At 48.4% G+C, this 17,569-nt stretch carries 13 protein-coding genes; 6 read left to right on the top strand and 7 right to left on the bottom strand.

Translation table 11 applies throughout. The features are described 5' to 3' along the window. Positions 1 to 56: 56 nt before the first annotated feature. The 3 genes from gatA to ACYVFD_RS08805 form a co-directional block, all read right to left on the bottom strand. Positions 57 to 1,499, bottom strand: a complete 1,443-nt coding sequence (gene gatA / locus ACYVFD_RS08815; protein ID WP_461089528.1) for an Asp-tRNA(Asn)/Glu-tRNA(Gln) amidotransferase subunit GatA — start codon at positions 1,497 to 1,499, stop codon at positions 57 to 59. 126 nt (positions 1,500 to 1,625) lie between these two features. Further along, positions 1,626 to 1,829: a Sec-independent protein translocase subunit TatA/TatB gene (locus tag ACYVFD_RS08810; RefSeq protein ID WP_020598166.1), complete on the bottom strand. Its 204-nt coding sequence runs from the start codon at positions 1,827 to 1,829 to the stop codon at positions 1,626 to 1,628. A gap of 133 nt (positions 1,830 to 1,962) precedes the next feature. After that, the gene (locus tag ACYVFD_RS08805; RefSeq protein WP_461089527.1) at positions 1,963 to 2,424 is read right to left on the bottom strand and encodes a YkvA family protein; all 462 of its coding nucleotides are present in this window, start codon (positions 2,422 to 2,424) and stop codon (positions 1,963 to 1,965) included. A gap of 187 nt (positions 2,425 to 2,611) precedes the next feature. Between ACYVFD_RS08805 and mdh the strand changes: the two genes are divergently transcribed. Next, complete coding sequence (gene mdh / locus ACYVFD_RS08800) at positions 2,612 to 3,553, top strand: malate dehydrogenase (protein ID WP_461089526.1); 942 nt, start codon at positions 2,612 to 2,614, stop codon at positions 3,551 to 3,553. A gap of 323 nt (positions 3,554 to 3,876) precedes the next feature. Continuing rightward, positions 3,877 to 4,545 (top strand): hypothetical protein, encoded by a 669-nt coding sequence (locus tag ACYVFD_RS08795; RefSeq protein WP_461089525.1) that lies wholly within the window; start codon positions 3,877 to 3,879, stop codon positions 4,543 to 4,545. Positions 4,546 to 4,683: 138 nt separating this feature from the next. Here ACYVFD_RS08795 and ACYVFD_RS08790 read toward each other — a convergent pair whose 3' ends face one another. The 4 genes from ACYVFD_RS08790 to ACYVFD_RS08775 all read right to left on the bottom strand — a co-directional run bounded on the left by ACYVFD_RS08790 (position 4,684) and on the right by ACYVFD_RS08775 (position 13,114). Then, positions 4,684 to 6,069 carry a hypothetical protein gene (locus ACYVFD_RS08790; RefSeq protein ID WP_461089524.1) on the bottom strand — a complete coding sequence of 462 codons (1,386 nt, stop codon included), beginning with the start codon at positions 6,067 to 6,069 and terminating at the stop codon, positions 4,684 to 4,686. A 186-nt stretch (positions 6,070 to 6,255) separates the two neighbouring features. Continuing rightward, a complete protein-coding gene (locus ACYVFD_RS08785) occupies positions 6,256 to 8,751 on the bottom strand; it encodes a zinc-dependent metalloprotease (protein WP_461089523.1) in 2,496 nt (831 codons plus the stop codon). Positions 8,752 to 8,947: 196 nt separating this feature from the next. Then, complete coding sequence (locus ACYVFD_RS08780; protein ID WP_461089522.1) at positions 8,948 to 12,247, bottom strand: S41 family peptidase; 3,300 nt, start codon at positions 12,245 to 12,247, stop codon at positions 8,948 to 8,950. Between the two features lie 393 nt (positions 12,248 to 12,640). Next, positions 12,641 to 13,114 carry a DUF4293 domain-containing protein gene (locus ACYVFD_RS08775; protein WP_461089521.1) on the bottom strand — a complete coding sequence of 158 codons (474 nt, stop codon included), beginning with the start codon at positions 13,112 to 13,114 and terminating at the stop codon, positions 12,641 to 12,643. A 246-nt stretch (positions 13,115 to 13,360) separates the two neighbouring features. Here ACYVFD_RS08775 and mnmC2 point away from each other — a divergent pair, with 246 nt between their 5' ends. The 4 genes from mnmC2 (at position 13,361) to ACYVFD_RS08755 (ending at position 17,501) form a co-directional block, all read left to right on the top strand. Further along, positions 13,361 to 14,035 (top strand): tRNA (5-methylaminomethyl-2-thiouridine)(34)-methyltransferase MnmC2, encoded by a 675-nt coding sequence (gene mnmC2, locus ACYVFD_RS08770; protein ID WP_461089520.1) that lies wholly within the window; start codon positions 13,361 to 13,363, stop codon positions 14,033 to 14,035. A gap of 80 nt (positions 14,036 to 14,115) precedes the next feature. Then, positions 14,116 to 14,706, top strand: a complete 591-nt coding sequence (locus ACYVFD_RS08765; RefSeq protein WP_461089519.1) for a thioredoxin family protein — start codon at positions 14,116 to 14,118, stop codon at positions 14,704 to 14,706. 124 nt (positions 14,707 to 14,830) lie between these two features. Beyond that, entirely contained in the window at positions 14,831 to 16,855 is a 2,025-nt protein-coding gene (locus ACYVFD_RS08760) for a M13 family metallopeptidase (protein ID WP_461089518.1), read from the top strand. A 97-nt stretch (positions 16,856 to 16,952) separates the two neighbouring features. Beyond that, on the top strand, positions 16,953 to 17,501 hold the full coding sequence (locus ACYVFD_RS08755) for a hypothetical protein (RefSeq protein ID WP_461089517.1): 549 nt from the start codon (positions 16,953 to 16,955) through the stop codon (positions 17,499 to 17,501). Positions 17,502 to 17,569: the final 68 nt, after the last annotated feature.

Below are 17,569 nucleotides of genomic sequence, written 5' to 3'. Positions count from 1 at the left end.
ATGAATAATGGTCGAGGCCTTGATAGCTTTATGCATTATTCATTGTTCATTCTACATTATCCATTTTTTATCATCATTTTTCTTGCCAACCCGATCAACGCTCCTTCTGAAAAAGGCGGAGCCATTAGTTGTATACCTATTGGCAATCCTGTTTCATCGGTACCGTTCGGAATCGATATAGCTGGATAGCCCACTACGTTGGCCTGAACTGTGAATATGTCGGTCAGGTACATTTGTAATGGATCCTCGGTTTTTTCGCCCAACCGAAAGGCTGGTGTGGGTGTGGCGGGCGACAGTAAAAAATCGTATTGTTCAAACAGTTGCTCGGTTTCCTGCCGGATCAACCGCCGAACCTGTTGTGCTTTAGTATAATAAGCGTCGTAATAGCTGGCACTCAGTGCAAACGTACCCAGCAAAATTCGTCGGCGCACCTCAGCGCCGAACCCTTCTGTCCGACTTTTTTTGTACAACGTCAAAAGGTCCATTCCTGATGTACCCGTCGATAAACTTCTGTATCCGTAGCGAACCCCATCGAAACGGGAGAGGTTCGACGATGCTTCGGCCGTGGTCAGAATGTAATAGGTAGGCAGCAGGTATTTTAATAATGAGATCTCGACAGGCTCGACCGTATGGCCAGCCGCTTTCAGTTGGTTGATAGTGCGCTGGGTGGCCTCGCGAATGCTTTGGTCGACCCCTTCACTTTCGACACCATCACGCAGATAAGCGATTCGTAATGGGCGCGATTCATCAACCGATGCATCTGTATACGCTGGAACAGGCTTACTGGATACCGTACTGTCGAATTCGTCGGGGCCTGCCATAATTTCAAGAAGCAGTGCAGCATCGTCAGGATTGTTGGCAATTGGGCCAATACAATCGAAGGAAGAGGCATAGGCGATTAAGCCCCAGCGACTCACACGGCCATAGGTGGGTTTGAGGCCTACAACACCACAAAACGCAGCAGGTTGCCGAACCGAACCGCCTGTATCGGAACCTATACTGGCTAAACAAAGTCCAGCCTGCACCGCCACAGCCGACCCACCACTCGATCCACCGGGGACCCGACTGGTATCGGCGGCATTTCGAACGGGACCAAATGCCGAATTTTCGTTCGATGAGCCCATCGCAAACTCATCGCAGTTTTGCCGACCAATGATAATGACATCTTCATCGATCAATCGCTGCACGGCCGTGGCTGTAAACTGAGCCGTAAAATTGTCGAGGATTCGACTACCAGCCCGTACACTATGATTAGCATAGCTGAGCACATCTTTGATCCCAATCACCATACCGGCCAGGCGACCAGCCGTACCGTCGGCCAGTTTTTGGTCGACACGATCGGCCTGCTGACGAGCTTCGTCGGCATAAACTTCGGTAAATACGTTAAGGTGCTGAGCCTCCTGAATGCGAGTGAGGTACTGCTCTACCAACTGGCGGCAGGTAATCTGGCCTGTTGTAAGGTCGGCCTGTACAGAAGAAAAGCTACGGTATAGCGTCACACGAAATAAGTTGTGGTTTACGGCCCGGCGTAAACCGAATACTGTAAACCGTGAACTAATAAAAACAGACAATCAGACGGCTTCTGAATGAAACCGCCTGATTGTCTGTATGGATACAATACATGCTTAGTGTTTATCCGACTCTTTCAGACCTTCTTCGATATTCTCGCGAACGTCTTTGGTAGCGTCTTTAAATTCTTTGATGCCTTTACCGAGGCCCCGTGCGAGTTCGGGAATTTTTTTAGCGCCGAACAACAGGAGCAACGCCAGGAAGATAAAAATCATTTCCTGACCGCCCAAACCCATAATTGCAAAAATGCTTGAAACCATGATTCCTGGAATTTGAATGTATGCAAAATTAATGAATTACGAAGTACGATTTACGATTTACGATATAAAAGTTACGAACTAAGATTGGACGTTTGCCAAATCGTCAATCGCAAGCCATACATCGTCAATCAACTTATCCGATCTTAATCGTTTCGGTTCGGCGAGGGGACTCGCTTCGTTGACTAACAACCGGGTTTTCCCACTGTCTGAACTTTTCTATATCATCCTTTATGCCACTGAATAACCAGAGCATCAGCGCGATATCGTCGGTCAGACCAACAACAGGCAGAAAATCAGGTAAAAAATCAAGTGGAGATACAAAATAGACCAACACGGCAATCATTCTAAGCAGGGTTTTCCAGGGCACTTCCCGGTACTCGCCCGATGCATAGGCTTTCAGCAAACGGGTAACTACACCCAGTTGATCACGGAAAGCCGCAAAGTTGCCACCCGTCAGTCCACCGCTTTTTTCAATTGCCTCCCGAATCAATTCGACCAAACTACGGCTGTTCCGGGCATACCGGGCGGCTCCAGCATTGGCACGCTTGAAGAAGATAGAGGATAAAATTCTGGATATAAGACTACTATTTTTCATTGGCATGTGCATTCCGAAGAATGTCTGATTAACAAAGCAGATGGTAGTGAATGTCTAACAACTTTTTTCGAATAATGTATTAACGTTGGAACTGAACCATAAGTTTTATTCCCATTGCTATTGGTTTGTGTAGAACCGGAGACTTACTTTTGCGGTCGCGTGTTAACCCTTTAATTCCGAATACCGTATGAAAGTTACAGTAGTAGGTGCCGGGGCCGTTGGAGCCACCTGCGCCGATAACATTGCCCGCCGGGAGCTTGCCCATGAAGTTGTGCTGTTAGACATCAAAGAAGGGCTTAGCGAAGGTAAATCCCTCGACATGCTTCAGGCGTCTACGTTGCTCGACTGCGACGTTAAACTAACCGGTTCTACCAATAATTACGAAAAATCGGCAGGTTCGGATGTCGTCGTTATCACATCAGGTATTCCACGGAAACCAGGCATGACCCGCGAAGACCTTATCGGTATCAATGCGGGCATTGTGAAAGGCGTTACCGAAAACATCCTGAAACACTCGCCCGACGCTATTTTCATCATTATCTCGAACCCAATGGATACGATGACGTATCTGGCGCTGAAAGCTTCTGGTCTGCCCAAAAATCGGGTAATTGGCCTGGGTGGCGCGTTGGATTCGGCTCGTTTCAAAACCTATTTGTCGCTGGCGCTGAACTGCTCACCCAACGATTTGCAGGCTTCAGTGATCGGTGGCCACGGTGATACAACCATGATCCCACTAACCCGTCTGGCCACAAAAGCGGGCGTTCCGGTCAGTAATTTCCTGGATGAAGAAACTCTGAAAAAAGTAGCGGCTGACACCATGGTTGGCGGTGCTACATTGACGGGTCTGATCGGTACCTCCGCCTGGTATGCACCGGGTGCTGCTGGGGCTTATATGGTCGAAAGCATCCTGCGTGACCAGAAGCGGGTTATTCCATCCTGCGTACTGCTCGAAGGCGAATATGGTCAGTCGGATATCTGTATGGGTGTACCTGTGGTACTGGGCCGTAATGGTTGGGAAGAAATTATTGATTACAAACTGAACGAGGAAGAACAGGCTGCGTTCAACAAATCGGCCGATGCCGTTCGGAATATGAACAGCGTATTGAGCACGCTGAACATCGGTATCTAATTCCAACGCTTGATTCCGAACTCGTTTAACTCTTATTTCTTGACTGAAAATGGTGTGAACTTGTCATTCCGACGATAGGAGGTATCTTAGAGGTCCTGAATAGTCAAGCTTGAGATTCCTCCTATCGTCGGAATGACAAGTTCGTCATACAATCGATCTCAGTTATAAAAAGTTTAAACAGCTTCTTTAACTATAAAAACCGGTCCCAACGACCGGTTTTTTGTTTTCTCCACTTCATCCAGCGTTAATGCCGTTTCATCCAGTCCCCCGTTTCCAGCCTTTAAAGCTTTCTATAACTATGCAGTGTTTAACATCCTCTTTTTATGAAAGCCTTATTAACTACTGGACTGATTCTTGGCACTCTGATAACCGGTTTTGCCCAGACGCGTGAGATTTACACAAACCCAAATTTCAAAACTCTGGCGAAAGATCATAAAGTACTGGCCATTCTTCCCTTTAAAACCACCTTACAGCTTCGTCCTAAAGAAGTCGAAAAAAATGGCGGTCCCGCTGGTGTAGCGGCTCTTGAAAAACGGGAAGGACTGGGCGTACAAAGTGCTGTTCATTCGTATTTTCTGAAGCGCAGGGAAAGCAATGATGTTTTTGTCGACTTTCAGGACCCAGCCCGGACCAACGCGATTTTAGAACGTAATGCTGTAACCTATGAAACGCTATCGAGCTTCACACCCGAAGAACTGGCCAAAATTCTGAAAGTAGATGGTATTGTATCAGGTACATTTGAAAGTACTCAACCCATGTCGGACGGAGCAGCGATCGCGATGACATTGGCCGTTGGATTTGGCGGTGCGACTAACACAGGGAAAACGACCATCAGCATCAATGATGGCAAAACGGGCGAACTGCTTTGGAAATACGACAAGACCCTGTCGCGCGGTTTTGGCAGCAATACCAGCAGCATTATTACGACCATCATGCGCAAAGCCTCCCGACAATTCCCCTACGACAAAGACTTTAAAGAACAGAGTCTTTAGTTTGCCACTTGCTCCTTACGGTGGTGTCAGATGCTCACATCTGACACCGCGAGGTTTCTCAAAACCGAGTGTATCATTAGGTCCTGAGAAATCTCGCTGTATCGGTTTTGAAACCGACGTCACACGATCAAACGTATTCTAAATAAACACCTGGTATTGCAACGTCACCTGCCCTCGACGACCGCCAGGAGCGTATTGATTGCCTGAGGCCTGGTAAAAAGGTCGATTTTGATAGTCAAGGGTAAACTTGCCATTATGCCCTTTGATCAGGTAGTTGATACCAACGTTGTAAACGCCCAGCGTCTGGGTCACGCGCTGGTAATTCGCAATCTGCGCCTGTACATAGGGCATGAGCGTACCGTTGCCGGGGCCAAACAGATCACGCTTCATTAGATAGCCAAACTGTGTATAAATCACATTTCCCGTACCAAACATTGGAAATGCATTGCCCTGTGTACTAGCTGGATAACCGGCTGCAATGCCACTACCAGGGTTCATGATTCCATTAAAGCGCAAGTAATTGGCACCATAGTCGGTATGAAAATACCCAAGGTAAGCATTTACGGCCGTCCCTTTCTCTTTGTTGACGGGCATATCCAGAAACGACGCAATCGACCACAGATTCAGATTGTGATACGCGGTATCGCCAGCCGCCGGAACGCTCACCGTTGCGTTTTTCTGAGTAATAAACCCGGCTTCCAGGTTGAGGATTTTCTTCGATCCGAGGTAGGTTCCGGTATTATAGCCTGGTGTCTGGTGTGATTCCTTATCGAAGAACTGCCACATAAATAGACCCTGATATTGCTTGGTATGGCCTTTCAAAGAAAAAATGGCGTTCGATCCGTAAGCGGGCAGAGCAGCGCCGTTGGTTTGGATCGGGAACGGGTCACTCATAGCAATTCGGTAATCCAGATGGCCAATTTGACCACGAGCATACAGGCTTAACTTCCGCGAAAACTCGTCCGTCTGGTCCACTGTTGCCTGGGCAAACACGGGCACATCCATACTCATGATGTTACTCACACCCGGTGCTGAAAAGCGCGACAAGCCATTCACAATAGTCAGGCCATAGCCAATTTTCAGGTAATCTTTATTCTTCCAGACAATGTATTCACCCACTGCATCATGGAAGAAAGGCTGAATCTTCCGGTTTGATGAGGATGTTGGGCTGAATCCACCATTGAGGTAATTGAAGTTGTTCAGACCAAACTGGAGATACAAAAAGACATGATCACTGATCTGACCAAACAACTGGATGCGGGTCCGACGCAGGCCAATATCGAACGTATTGTCTTTGGGCTCACTAATAACCGTTGTACCTGGATTACTTTGATTAAACCGGAGCCAGCTTTGATTTAGAAATGTAACCTTAAAAAAATGGGAGCCGGATGCGTTCAGTTTATACTTGAGCTCATTCGTTTCCGGCGTTTTTGCGGAATCTGGTTTACTAGTTAATTGAGCAAACGAAAGCTGACTGAGTAGTAGAAAGGCAATTATCCAGGCAGTTTTTAGGACTGAACGCATAGCAATGTTGAGTTTTTGATTGAAAAGAAACGGGCGTGAGCAACAAAAATGAGAACCGCCTAAAGATTAAAATCGAATTAAAATTAGATGGTTCATTCCTACCAACAAAGCAGAACTCGCAGAAGTGGTACAAAAATAAGCCGCCTGCTTTTTTAAACAGGCGGCTTATACTAGAAGATTGAACAGTTATTTCCAGTCGCAGTCTGGAGCGAGCCATTCCTGTCCCGTGTCGATTGGCATACCGTCAGGAGGAATTTGTGCATTGGTTGGTTTCAGGTCGGCAATATTTCCTTCAGCACGGCGTATCTGATCCAGTGCCAGCAGGTGATGAGCAGCCGTTTTCGGATTAGCTGCCGGGGCCGAAATCTTCGTTTTTAACTGGCTAAGTTTCAATAAAGCAATGCCCCTTGCCTGTGAGGTTGCTTCCTGACCATTTGCCAAATCGAGTAACTTCTGTAAAAATAATTTATCGGTCAGTCTCTTTACTTCGGCCTGGTAGCTATCGGCTGGGTCTGCTTTGTACCAGGTAGCAGCCAACAACTGATCAAGTATTCCTTCCAGACTCAGTTGAGCCGGGTCGATTGCCGACTGAGCTACTAGCCGACTTACCCGCTCCGAATTGAACAGCATCTGAAGCGTCATACCAGCAGCGGCTTCGGGTGCGGCCAATGGGTCGAACGAAAGACCTGTACGACGTTTGAATACTTCGCGTGGGTTCGGATCATACCGGAACGGGTGCGGTGGAATCAGGGCAATAATCGATTTGGGAAGCGCCAAAAATGCGGGATCAATCGTAGCGAGTAGGGCGTCCAAAGCCCGTTTTTGTTCGGCCACAGCGACCGTTGATACCACCGGCTGTCCATCGCCCCGAAGTGCATTGGTGTACACCTGCCCAGCTACAACCTTAGCAGCCGCTTCAACCTGGTAGCGATGGAACATATACATAGGCACCAGCACTTCTTCGAGCGTTGCCATGGGCGTTCCGGCAGGAATTTTCTTCTCTGTAAAGTTGGTCAGCGCCACCCGTCGAACATCGCTCACCCGCTTCAGTTCATCGACAGCATTGCCACCATTGTCCCACAGGTGCGTGCCGGGGTGAACCGAGCCTTCCGGTCGCGCATCTTTATCGGTCAGGAAGGTCAGACCCGACTTATGCATGTCGTTCACGATCTTATCCAGTGCCTGTTTCTCGTCCGTTCCACTCGGAAACTGTTCGTATCCATAGCGAATGCTCCATTTATCGTACGAACCAATCCCTTTAGCATAGGCGTCCGACAGATCAATACTGGCTCCTTTCACTTTCGCAACCATCGTCGGATAATCCATCACCGACGCTCGGCCAAACGGGCCTCCGCCCTGCGTACTGGCAATGTAATTGTGAGGCAGGCCAAGCGTATGGCCTACTTCATGGGCCGCCAGTTGACGAAGCCGCTCAATGGACATTTTCATCATTGGGTCCGAATCGGGCGCTGTTGCTCCGGCATAATCACCCACCAGACCCTGAGCAATCAGGTAATCCTGTCGAACCCGCAGCGAGCCCAGCGTCACTTTTCCTTTGATAATTTCACCCGTTCGTGGGTCGCTGATGCTACCGCCATAACTCCAGCCACGCGTTGAGCGGTGCACCCATTGCACGAGATTATACCGAATATCCATCGGATCGGCATCGGCAGGCAGCAGTTTTACCTGGAACGCATCTTTGTAGCCAGCCGCTTCGAACGCCTGATTCCACCAGGCTGTTCCTTCCATCAGTGCCGAACGGATGGGTTCGGGCGTACCGGGGTCGACGTAATAAATGATAGGCTTAACCGCTTCACTAACAGCCGCCGATGGGTCTTTTTTCTCCAGTCGATGCCGCGAAATATAGCGTTTCATAATTGGCTGACTAACAGGCGTCGCATAATCGAAATACTCGATTCCTCCATACCCGATGCGTGGGTCAAAAACGCGCGGCTTGTAATTATTATCGGGTAGCTGTACAAACGAATAGTGCTGGTGGATGGTCACAGCCGTTGGAGTTGGGACCACTTCACGCAAGTAAGCCCCTGGGTTCTCGCCCGTCAGCGTGAGTATGGCCTCAAACTCGGTATTTTGTGGAAACGATTTTGTGTTGGGCAGATAGATAGCACAGCGGGCCGGATCTAGCCGAAAAGTACCCTGACGCGTACGGGCGATTGCCTGAATGGCGCCGACCATATCCTGCATCATAAACGGCGTCAGATCGACCAGGACTTTACCGCCTTCTTCGGCAGCCACATCGAAACCGGCATGTACCGATTTAGCAAACGATTCTTCAACCGCTCGGCGCTCCAGTGGATCATTGCTGATGGCCCGGTACGAATAGTTCGGCTCAATCATCAACACTTTCGGGCCACTCCGCTGAAACTTGACAACGTGCTCCTGGCCTAGACGGCCCCGATCCAAGCCAATGTCATTGGAACCAACGCCCTGCGCCAGCGAGGGATAAAACAAAAGCTCCGTATCGAACTTGTCGATTTCGAGCCAGATTTTGCCTTTTTTAGCATCCCAGTAATAGGTCAGGTAACCGGGGTGCTTTTCCATGCCGTTCGTAAAACTGGCAATGGTAGCCGAACCGCCTGAACCACTGGCGGGTGCCTGGGCAGCCAATTGATAAATGGGGATAAGTACAAGTGAGAGAAAGGTACCTAAGCGTTTTTTCATCTGTAAGCAGGTTGTCTTTTTTGTTGACGATAATTTAAAATGGTCATTAGATTGTCATTATTTATTTCTGTCTTTGTGGAGTCAGATTCTTTAATCTGACTCTGTGAGGTTTCTCAAAACCGAACGACGCAATAGGTTTTGAGAAACCTCGCTGGGCAGGTTTAAGAGCCTGCCCGCACTAAGAAATGACTATACTTTATTTACCTCCACTGACTTTACTGGATTTAGCGTCATCAAGCTGCCGGATAAGTTCTTTCACGGCTACATTGAGCTGGGTATTTTGGTCGGTATAGCTTTCGCCAATGGGTCTGGATATGGGAATATCGACAGGGCGGGGATTTAGCTCCATATTTTTGCCTGTATTATCCGTAATCCGAATGAAAGGCAAGCGGATGGATGAGCCGTCAATCAGTTGAGCGGCTGAGGTATATATAATCCAGCCACCCGTTGGTTCTCCTACTACTTTGCCCAGCTTGAGTGACCGATACCCTTCCGTGAAATCTTCGGCATCAGATAGCGAGTGCTGATTGGTGACCAGAATCGTTGGTTTTTCCAGCGACCGTTGCCCCAGTTGGGTGCGGGCTGGTGACGCTGGCAATCCACGGGGAGTCATGGTCATGTAGCCTTTACGGGCAAATACGTCCAGCGCATAGGCATTGACAAAGCCTCCATTATTATTACGCACATCGATCACTACGCCTTCTTTAGCATGGTTATCCGCATCCAGGTCGATATATAATTGATTCAGCGATTCAGCCGACATATCGAACATATGCACGTACCCTAGTCGGCCACCACTGGCTTTTGCTACGTATTCGCGCTGTTGCTCAACCCATTGCTTGTACAATAAGCCTTTTTCCGTTGCCAGATTGACCGGCAATACACTCACTTCGCGGGGAGTAGCATTGGGAGCTGATACAATTGAGAGGTTGACCCGCCGATTAATTTTATTGCTCAACAATTCATCCAGATTCGTGCTGGCATCAATCAGTTTGCCATCAATGGCCTGTACGTAATCTCCAGCCTTGACGGTACCTAACAACGCCACCGGTCCCTGAGCCACCACTTCGGTGATGAGCAGTTTACCCGTATTCTCATACGTAATCCGATCAAAACGAAGGCCCAACCGGCCGGTTGTTATATCGGTGGCTCCCTGTGGCCCTGATACCCCTGAGTGCGATGCATTCAGTTCGCCAACCATCAGACTTAACAGTCGGCGCAATTCGTCGGGGGTACGGGCTCCAGCCGCCAGTGGTTCATAATTCTTACGGACAGCTTGCCAGTCGACGCCATGAAACTCAGGGTCATAGAAACCTTTGTTCTGTACATCCCACGCCTGATGAAATACCTGAAGTTTTTCGCTAGAGAAATCAACGTCCATTTCAGCCGTTACAGCCAACGGTTTAGGCTCCCGTTTTTCCAGCGAAATGGATTGAATGCGCCCTTGCTCCAGGTAAAATACCTCCTTGCCATCGGCCGTAAACTGAACATTACTTTTCTGACCGGGGGTTGTGGTTAACTGACGGGCTACACTCCGCTCTCCACCCGTTTCATCAAGTGAGTACGTGTATAGATTCTGCCGACCGGCCACACTGGCCACCAGCAGAAGTGTTTTACCGTCCTTACTAATCGACTGCGCGTCGACTTCCATACCGATGGGCAGTAAACTTAGTCGCTGCCGAATTCCCTCAAATACTATGCTGGTTGTTTCTTTACCTGCGCTTTTCGCTTTTGTGCCAGGCAACGTACTGGCAACCGAATCACGAGATGCCGTTTTATCGGGTGCCGTTGGCGCTATAGGTGCCGTAGTCGGTCGAATGGTTCGGGGTACTTCTTCATTGAACAGGTCGCGAAACTGATCTTCCCGGAACTTGGGCAATCGCGGCACCAGATCGACACGGGCAATCTGCGCCATCTCCGTTCGCTGGTTAGTTCCAAACAGAATGTATTTCCCGTCGGGGCTCCAGTTTACGTTTCCCCCAAACGTGTTAGCCAGAAAACTCACGGCATGGCTTTCGCCACCCGTTGCCGGTACAACCGAAATATTCCGAAACGTTTTGGTACCATAGGCAGCAAACGCCAGCCATTTACTATCCGGCGACCAGGCCACTGACCCTGTACTGGCAAAAGGCGGACGACCCAAATAGCCTTTATACACGATCCGATCTTTCTTATTACCCAACTCCATTACATGTAACTCCTGCCCATTTCGCAGAAAGGCGACTGACTGACCATCGGGCGAAACAGTGGGAGCAGCATCGTCCTGTTGGGAATCGGTCAGGCGGGTTTCTTCACGGGTCGAAAAATCGTACTGGTAGAGATTGGCAAGTCCATTTCGCGTGCTTATATACAATAGGATTCGGCTGTTGGGGGTCCAGGTTAATTGTGACTCCAAAGCGGGTGTACTACTCACCCGAACAGCATCGCCCCCCTCTTTAGCCGAAGCAGCAAACACGTCGCCATGTGCGGTAAACGCAACCTTTTTGCCATCGGGCGAAATAGTCAGGTCCCGAAACTGGCTCGTCAGTTTAACATGATCGACGGCTGGCCCGGCGGCAGCCCCCCGCAAGCGGATGGCTACAGGTGCTGTTTGTTTAGTGGTCAGGTCGTATTTCCAGATTTGAAAATCCCGTTCAAACACGATAGCCTTTCCATCCTGGCCCATAGATGGCCAAATGGCCCGTCCATCTTTAAAGGATGTCAGCACTACAGGCTGGCCTTTCAGGGGCTTAGCCCATAAATTCTGACCACCGCCCTTATCCGACATATAATAGACGGTCTGTCCATCCGGGCTCCACATCGGCCAGAGTTCTTTGGCTCCGCCTTCGGTCAGTCGTTCGTAGGATGGCTTATCGCCTTTTTTCGTGCCGATCTTGCAGGTCCAGATTTCGGACTGATCCAGGTGGCTACTGCCTTTCCGCCACCACTGGGCCGCAGCAACACCTCGCGCCGAAAAGGCCAGCGTGCTACCATCTGGAGAAGGCACTCCAAAAAATTCACTGGCATACCGATCGGCCGTTACAGGCATAGGTGTTCCGCCAGTAATAGCCACCCGATAGATGTCGTTCATGCCCGAAATATCCCGGCTGGTCGACTGAAAATAGACCATCTTACTATCATTCGACCAGGCAGTCAGGCTTTCGGCTCCATCGTCAAACGTTAGTCGACGCAGCGCACCTGTTTCCAGGGTCAACAGGTAAATGTCGCCATTCCCTGAGCGAGTCGAGCCAAAAGCCAGGTATTTACCATCGGGCGAATAAAGTGGTCGGGTTTCGTTGTCGGTATGGGCCACCAACAGCCGGGCTTCGCCACCTATAGCCGGTACTGTCCAGATATCTCCACCCGAAACAAACGCTATTTCGCGGCCATCGGGTGATAAAGCAGGTTCCGCAAACGCAAATTTAGGTGTTGGGCTAGCCGTTTGTGCTACACTTATTCGGCTTAGTCCAATCAGAGACGCCAGCCCGATAAGGGTTACACCAATAGACGTGTTCATAAAAAAAGAGGGGTTTGTTGATTGTAATCAGAAGTCGGCGAAGTCGGCAAAATACTAGTCGATAAGTATAGCAGATTGAGTAGGAAGCGCCTATACGCTTAGCTATGAAAAACGTATCTGTACGTTTCTATATGATTTTGCCCTGTCATAGCTCGGAGTATAGTTGTTGCATTTACAGAATCGATCCCAATTCGATTTATCATTCTGATTACGAAAAAAAGCGAAATAAGATTAATGCTTTTTTGCAGAAAAGACAACATACTTCTGCATGTTACGGGAAAAAGAATAAAAAATCTCAAAACGATGCTGATTGTTGCCAATAAAAAAGCCTGCTGGCTGATGATAAATCTATCATCAGCCAGCAGGCTTTGACTGGCTCAACTTAACGTATGCCTAACGCAGCCGATCCGAATCGCGCACTAATTTCTCATCCCGACGAATGAAACGATTAGCCAGTGCGTTAAACACAAGAGCGGCAATGATGGCATAAAAACCGGTCAAAAAGGTACCCTGATCATTCGGATTTCCGTATGCCTTACCCAGGTAAAGAGTCCGATACAGGATAATTCCCATTATGGCCGTAAGCATCAGTGCATTAACAGCACATAAGGCCGTCTGTGTCAGGCGATTGCGGTACTGGAAAACAGCATAAAGCGACACTAGTCCAACTAGCGCAATCAATAAGGCTAAATACCAGATTGTATCGGCATAGGTAGTTACACCCTGTTGCTGGGTGTATTGCAGGGCTGATAAGTGCGCCATCTCGGGCAGTTTTGCACCGGTTTTTTCCCATAGTGGGGTGGCTAACGCTGTACCCATTGCTACGGCAATAAGAAATAAGAATATGGTTTGAACGCGTTGAATCATTGGAGTTACTGAATAATAGACTACGACTGGTTCATGCCGACTAACGAACGAATATCTCCATGATGTGCGTTGACCAGCCTACAGAAACCGGGCACAAAATTAGCCCAAAAACGAACAGATTAAGAATAGATTAAGGTTATTCTATAGATTCTTTGGATTGTACTACTTGTAGAGCGCTTGCCACATTACTGAAGATGGATGTTAGGCCAGAAGCCACCCCTCATCAATCGCTTTTTCTTTTTGCTTATGAACGCCGATGTTCGCTTATTGATTACAGCCGACGGTTCACATACCGCTGTTAATCAAACTCTTGACAAAACATACCATTCCATTCACGGAGCTTACCAGGAATCCCAGCGGGTTTACATCGAATTAGGACTGCTTGAAGCCTTCAACCGATTTCCTGATCAGGAATTATATGTTTTCGAAATGGGGTTTGGTACTGGTTTGAACGCACTACTAACCGCCCAGCAGGCGCTCAACCATCAACGTCGGGTAATTTATACGACTATCGAAGCCTATCCAATGTCGCTTGACGATGCGCAACGCCTAAACTATGATGAGCTGTTGGGAACAGACTATCTGGGTAAGCTCCATGGAGCTCCTTGGAATCAATTGACTTCCATTAATCCGTATTTCAGCCTGTTGAAATTCAATAGTACACTACAGGAATGGTCAACTTCGGAGGCATTCCATCTGATGTATTATGATGCCTTTGCGCCTACAGCCCAGCCTGAATTATGGGAGCCAGAGATTTTTGCCAAACTGGCGCACTTATTGCTCCCGAATGGACTATTGACAACATATTGTTCAAAGAGTTACGTACAGCGTAACCTTCGGTCGGCAGGTCTGACGGTTGAAAAGCATCCCGGCCCTCCGCATAAACGTGACATTTTAAGGGCAGTACGCTCCCTTTCGTAAGTTACTTTTTTAGTAAAACTCACTCTATTCCGCTAATTTTATTGCTCCCCCGTACGTTATTAACCAAAACAACAACTTGTATGAACCGCCTGCTTCTTTTCTTTGCGGCCTTCGTTTTGTTAACGATCAGCGCATTTCGAACCTCGCTCCCCACCGATTCATCGACTGTCAAACCCACTGATGAGCGCAAGCATATTAAATGGCTAACGATTCAGGAAGCATATGCACTGACGCAAAAGAAACCAAAGAAATTTGTCATTGATGTATACACCGACTGGTGTGGCTGGTGTAAGGTTATGGACCGGAAAACCTTCTCTGAACCCGCTATTGTCGATTACGTGAACGAAAACTTTTACCCAGTCCGGTTCAATGCCGAGCAAACTGCCGACATAACCCTGGGCAAACAGACGTTTAAGTATATCAGTGGCGGCAGTAATGGTGTTCATGAGCTAGCAGCTGCCCTGATGCGAAACCAGATGAGCTATCCAACAACAGTATTTATGGATGAGAAATTTAATCTGATCCAACCCATTGCCGGATACCTGGAGGCCCGTACGTTCCATCAGATTATCACCTATTTCGGAAAAAACTATCATCAGAAAGAGCCATTCGACCAATTCAAAGCAGGTACCTATACCCGTGAGTTCCAGGCTTTTCTGGCGGGTAAATAAATTGCTAATTATGTAACGCGGGTGGAAACCCGCGATTGGTATAGGCTATTGATGCCTCCAATCGCAGGTTTCCACCCGCGTTGCGTATTTTTGTATTCTTTCTGTTTACAACTCACTCTATAAAATGAATAAGCAATTTGCTTTTCTTTCAGCTACAGCTGTGGCTGTTAGCCTGTTAGCAATCGTAGCACCCCGTAAATTCATCGATCCGGCCAATATGGATTTATCGGTCAAACCGGGCGATAATTTCTACCAGTATGCCAATGGCAACTGGCTACGTCAGAATACGATTCCAGCCTCAAAAACATCGTGGGGGACCTTTCAGGAACTGCGTGAAAAAAGCCTGGACGCTATGAAAACGCTGCTGGAAGACGCCACCAAAACCACCACTAAAGGACGCCTGTATCAGATGGTTGGCGATTATTATGCCAGTGGCATGGATAGTCTTACTATCGAAAAACGCGGCTTCGATCCCATCAAAACTGACCTTGCCCGCATTGATAAAATCAATAATAAAGCAGCTTTTCTGGATGAGCTGGCTTACCAGCGTACCCAGAGCAACGGTATGCTCTTTGGGTTTAGTATCACGCAGGACCGCAAGAATGTAACGAAGTATCTACCGCAGTTTAGCCAGGGCGGCACTACCCTACCCGACCGGGATTATTACCTTAAAACGGATGCGCGTAGTCTAAAAATCCGGGATGTCTATCGGGACCACCTGACCAAAATACTGGCCCTTATTGGTGAAGAACCCACCCAGGCGTCACAGGAAGCCGATGCTATTATCCGGCTGGAAACAGCACTGGCAAAAGCCCAAATGCCACGCGTCGAACTTCGCGATCCCTATAAAACTTACAACAAACTGGCGGTTGCTAAATTCAATCAATTAACGCCAAACATTACCTGGACCGATCAATTAACAAAGATTGGCGCTATCGGTCAGGACACCGTACTGGTCCAAAGTCCGGCCTTTTTTCACTCACTCGACAGCCTGATAGCCGCTACGCCCATTGAGGACTGGCGTACCTACATGCGCTGGAATATTGTAAAAGGGGCGGCACCGTACCTGAGTGATGCGTTCGTCAAACAGAACTTTGCCTTTTCCAGAATCTTAACCGGCCAAAAAGAACAAACCCCTCGTTGGCAACGGGTTAGTAGCCTGATCGACGGCTCTTTAAGCGATCTGCTTGGGCAACTCTACGTACAGAAATACTTCAAGCCCGAAGCTAAGCAGCGGATGCTGACGCTGGTCGATAATCTGGAAGCGTCGTTCAAAGAACATATCAAAACCCTCGGCTGGATGAGCGAAGATACCAAAACCAAAGCCCTGGCTAAACTGGTTGCCTTCCGTCGAAAAATCGGCTATCCCGACAAGTGGAAAAGTTACGAAGGGATAGCCATCAACCGGGCCGATTTCTACGGCAATGTCCAGGCAGCCGACAAGTGGCAGTACAATTACATGATCAATCGACTAGGCAAACCCGTCGACAAAACCGAGTGGCGCATGACGCCCCCAACGATTAATGCCTCTTACAGCCCCGTCAACAATGAAATCACGTTCCCGGCGGCCATCCTTCAGTTCCCCTTCTTCGATTTTGAAGCCGACGATGCCATTAACTATGGTGGAATTGGCGCAGTGATCGGTCACGAAATGACCCACGGCTTTGACGACTCGGGTCGACAATACGATGCCGATGGAACCCTCCGGGATTGGTGGACCAAGACCGACGCCGACAATTTCAAAAAGCGGGCTGATCAGGTAAAAGAGCAATTTTTCGGCTTTAAGGTCCTGGATTCCATTAAAGTTAATGGTCAGTTGACGTTAGGCGAAAACCTGGCCGACCTTGGTGGTTTATCGATTGCATATGATGCCTTCAAAAAAACAGCACAGGGCAAATCGAACGGTAAGAAAAATATGATCGATGGCTTCACACCCGATCAACGGTTTTTCCTGTCCTGGGCTCAAATCTGGCGAACGAATGTCCTTCCTGAAACCCAGGCGCAACTGATCATGACCGATCCACACGCGCCCGGTCTGTACCGTTGCAACGGCCCGGTTTCAAATATCGATGCCTGGTATAACGCGTTTAACATTCAGCCGGGCGACAAAATGTACAAAAAGCCCGACGCCCGGATTAAGGTTTGGTAAGTAGATCGTGGAGTTAACGTTTCAGGTTTTATCCTAAGCAGGTAGGAACCTGAAACGTTAAACTTTAAGCAGCATGTTCTAAAAAACCATTTTAGTTATGCATAGCCTTCGATGGTGTATAGGCAGCTTGGTAGTCGTCATGCTAGCCTGCCAGACTAAGCCCAAACAGGAAAAAGAAACCGCCGTAACAACCGGAGCCGTTCAAGAAGATAGTATTCTGGCATTAGCCACCCGCCCCGGCCCCGAAGCGCCAAGGTCAGCCGCTGATCGACTGGTTCGGGCACTCTATTTTGAGCACAGTACCAAAGAAAATCCGTTTCGTGAAACCAAAGACCGCACCCTGATCGATCAGTTTTTTGCCAAACCCACCGCTGATCTGATCTGGACTGATGCGCAAAAAATATCCGGTAAAGTCAATCGGTCGAAAATAAATTTACTTTTCAAAGCCCCCGATGCCGCTGTCAAAAAGACCTGGGTTGAACCGGCAGCAGTAGGTGGTTCAAAATCAGTAGTCTATGTAACATTTCTGAACAATAATAAACCAGGCGACATCCGGGTTGAACTCACTCAAATCACTGGAAATCGCTGGCGAATCACCGAAATGACCTACCCCGATAGCACCCGATTGACCCAATTATTGAAGTAAGATTCCTGCTTCCCTAAATTATTTTTAAATCATCTGTTGACAACACCGCAAAAACATGTAATTTTGCA

It is taken from the genome of Spirosoma gilvum, assembly GCF_054776815.1.
Note: the sequence above shows the minus strand (reverse complement) of the source record. Positions and strands in the feature narration are given on the sequence as shown.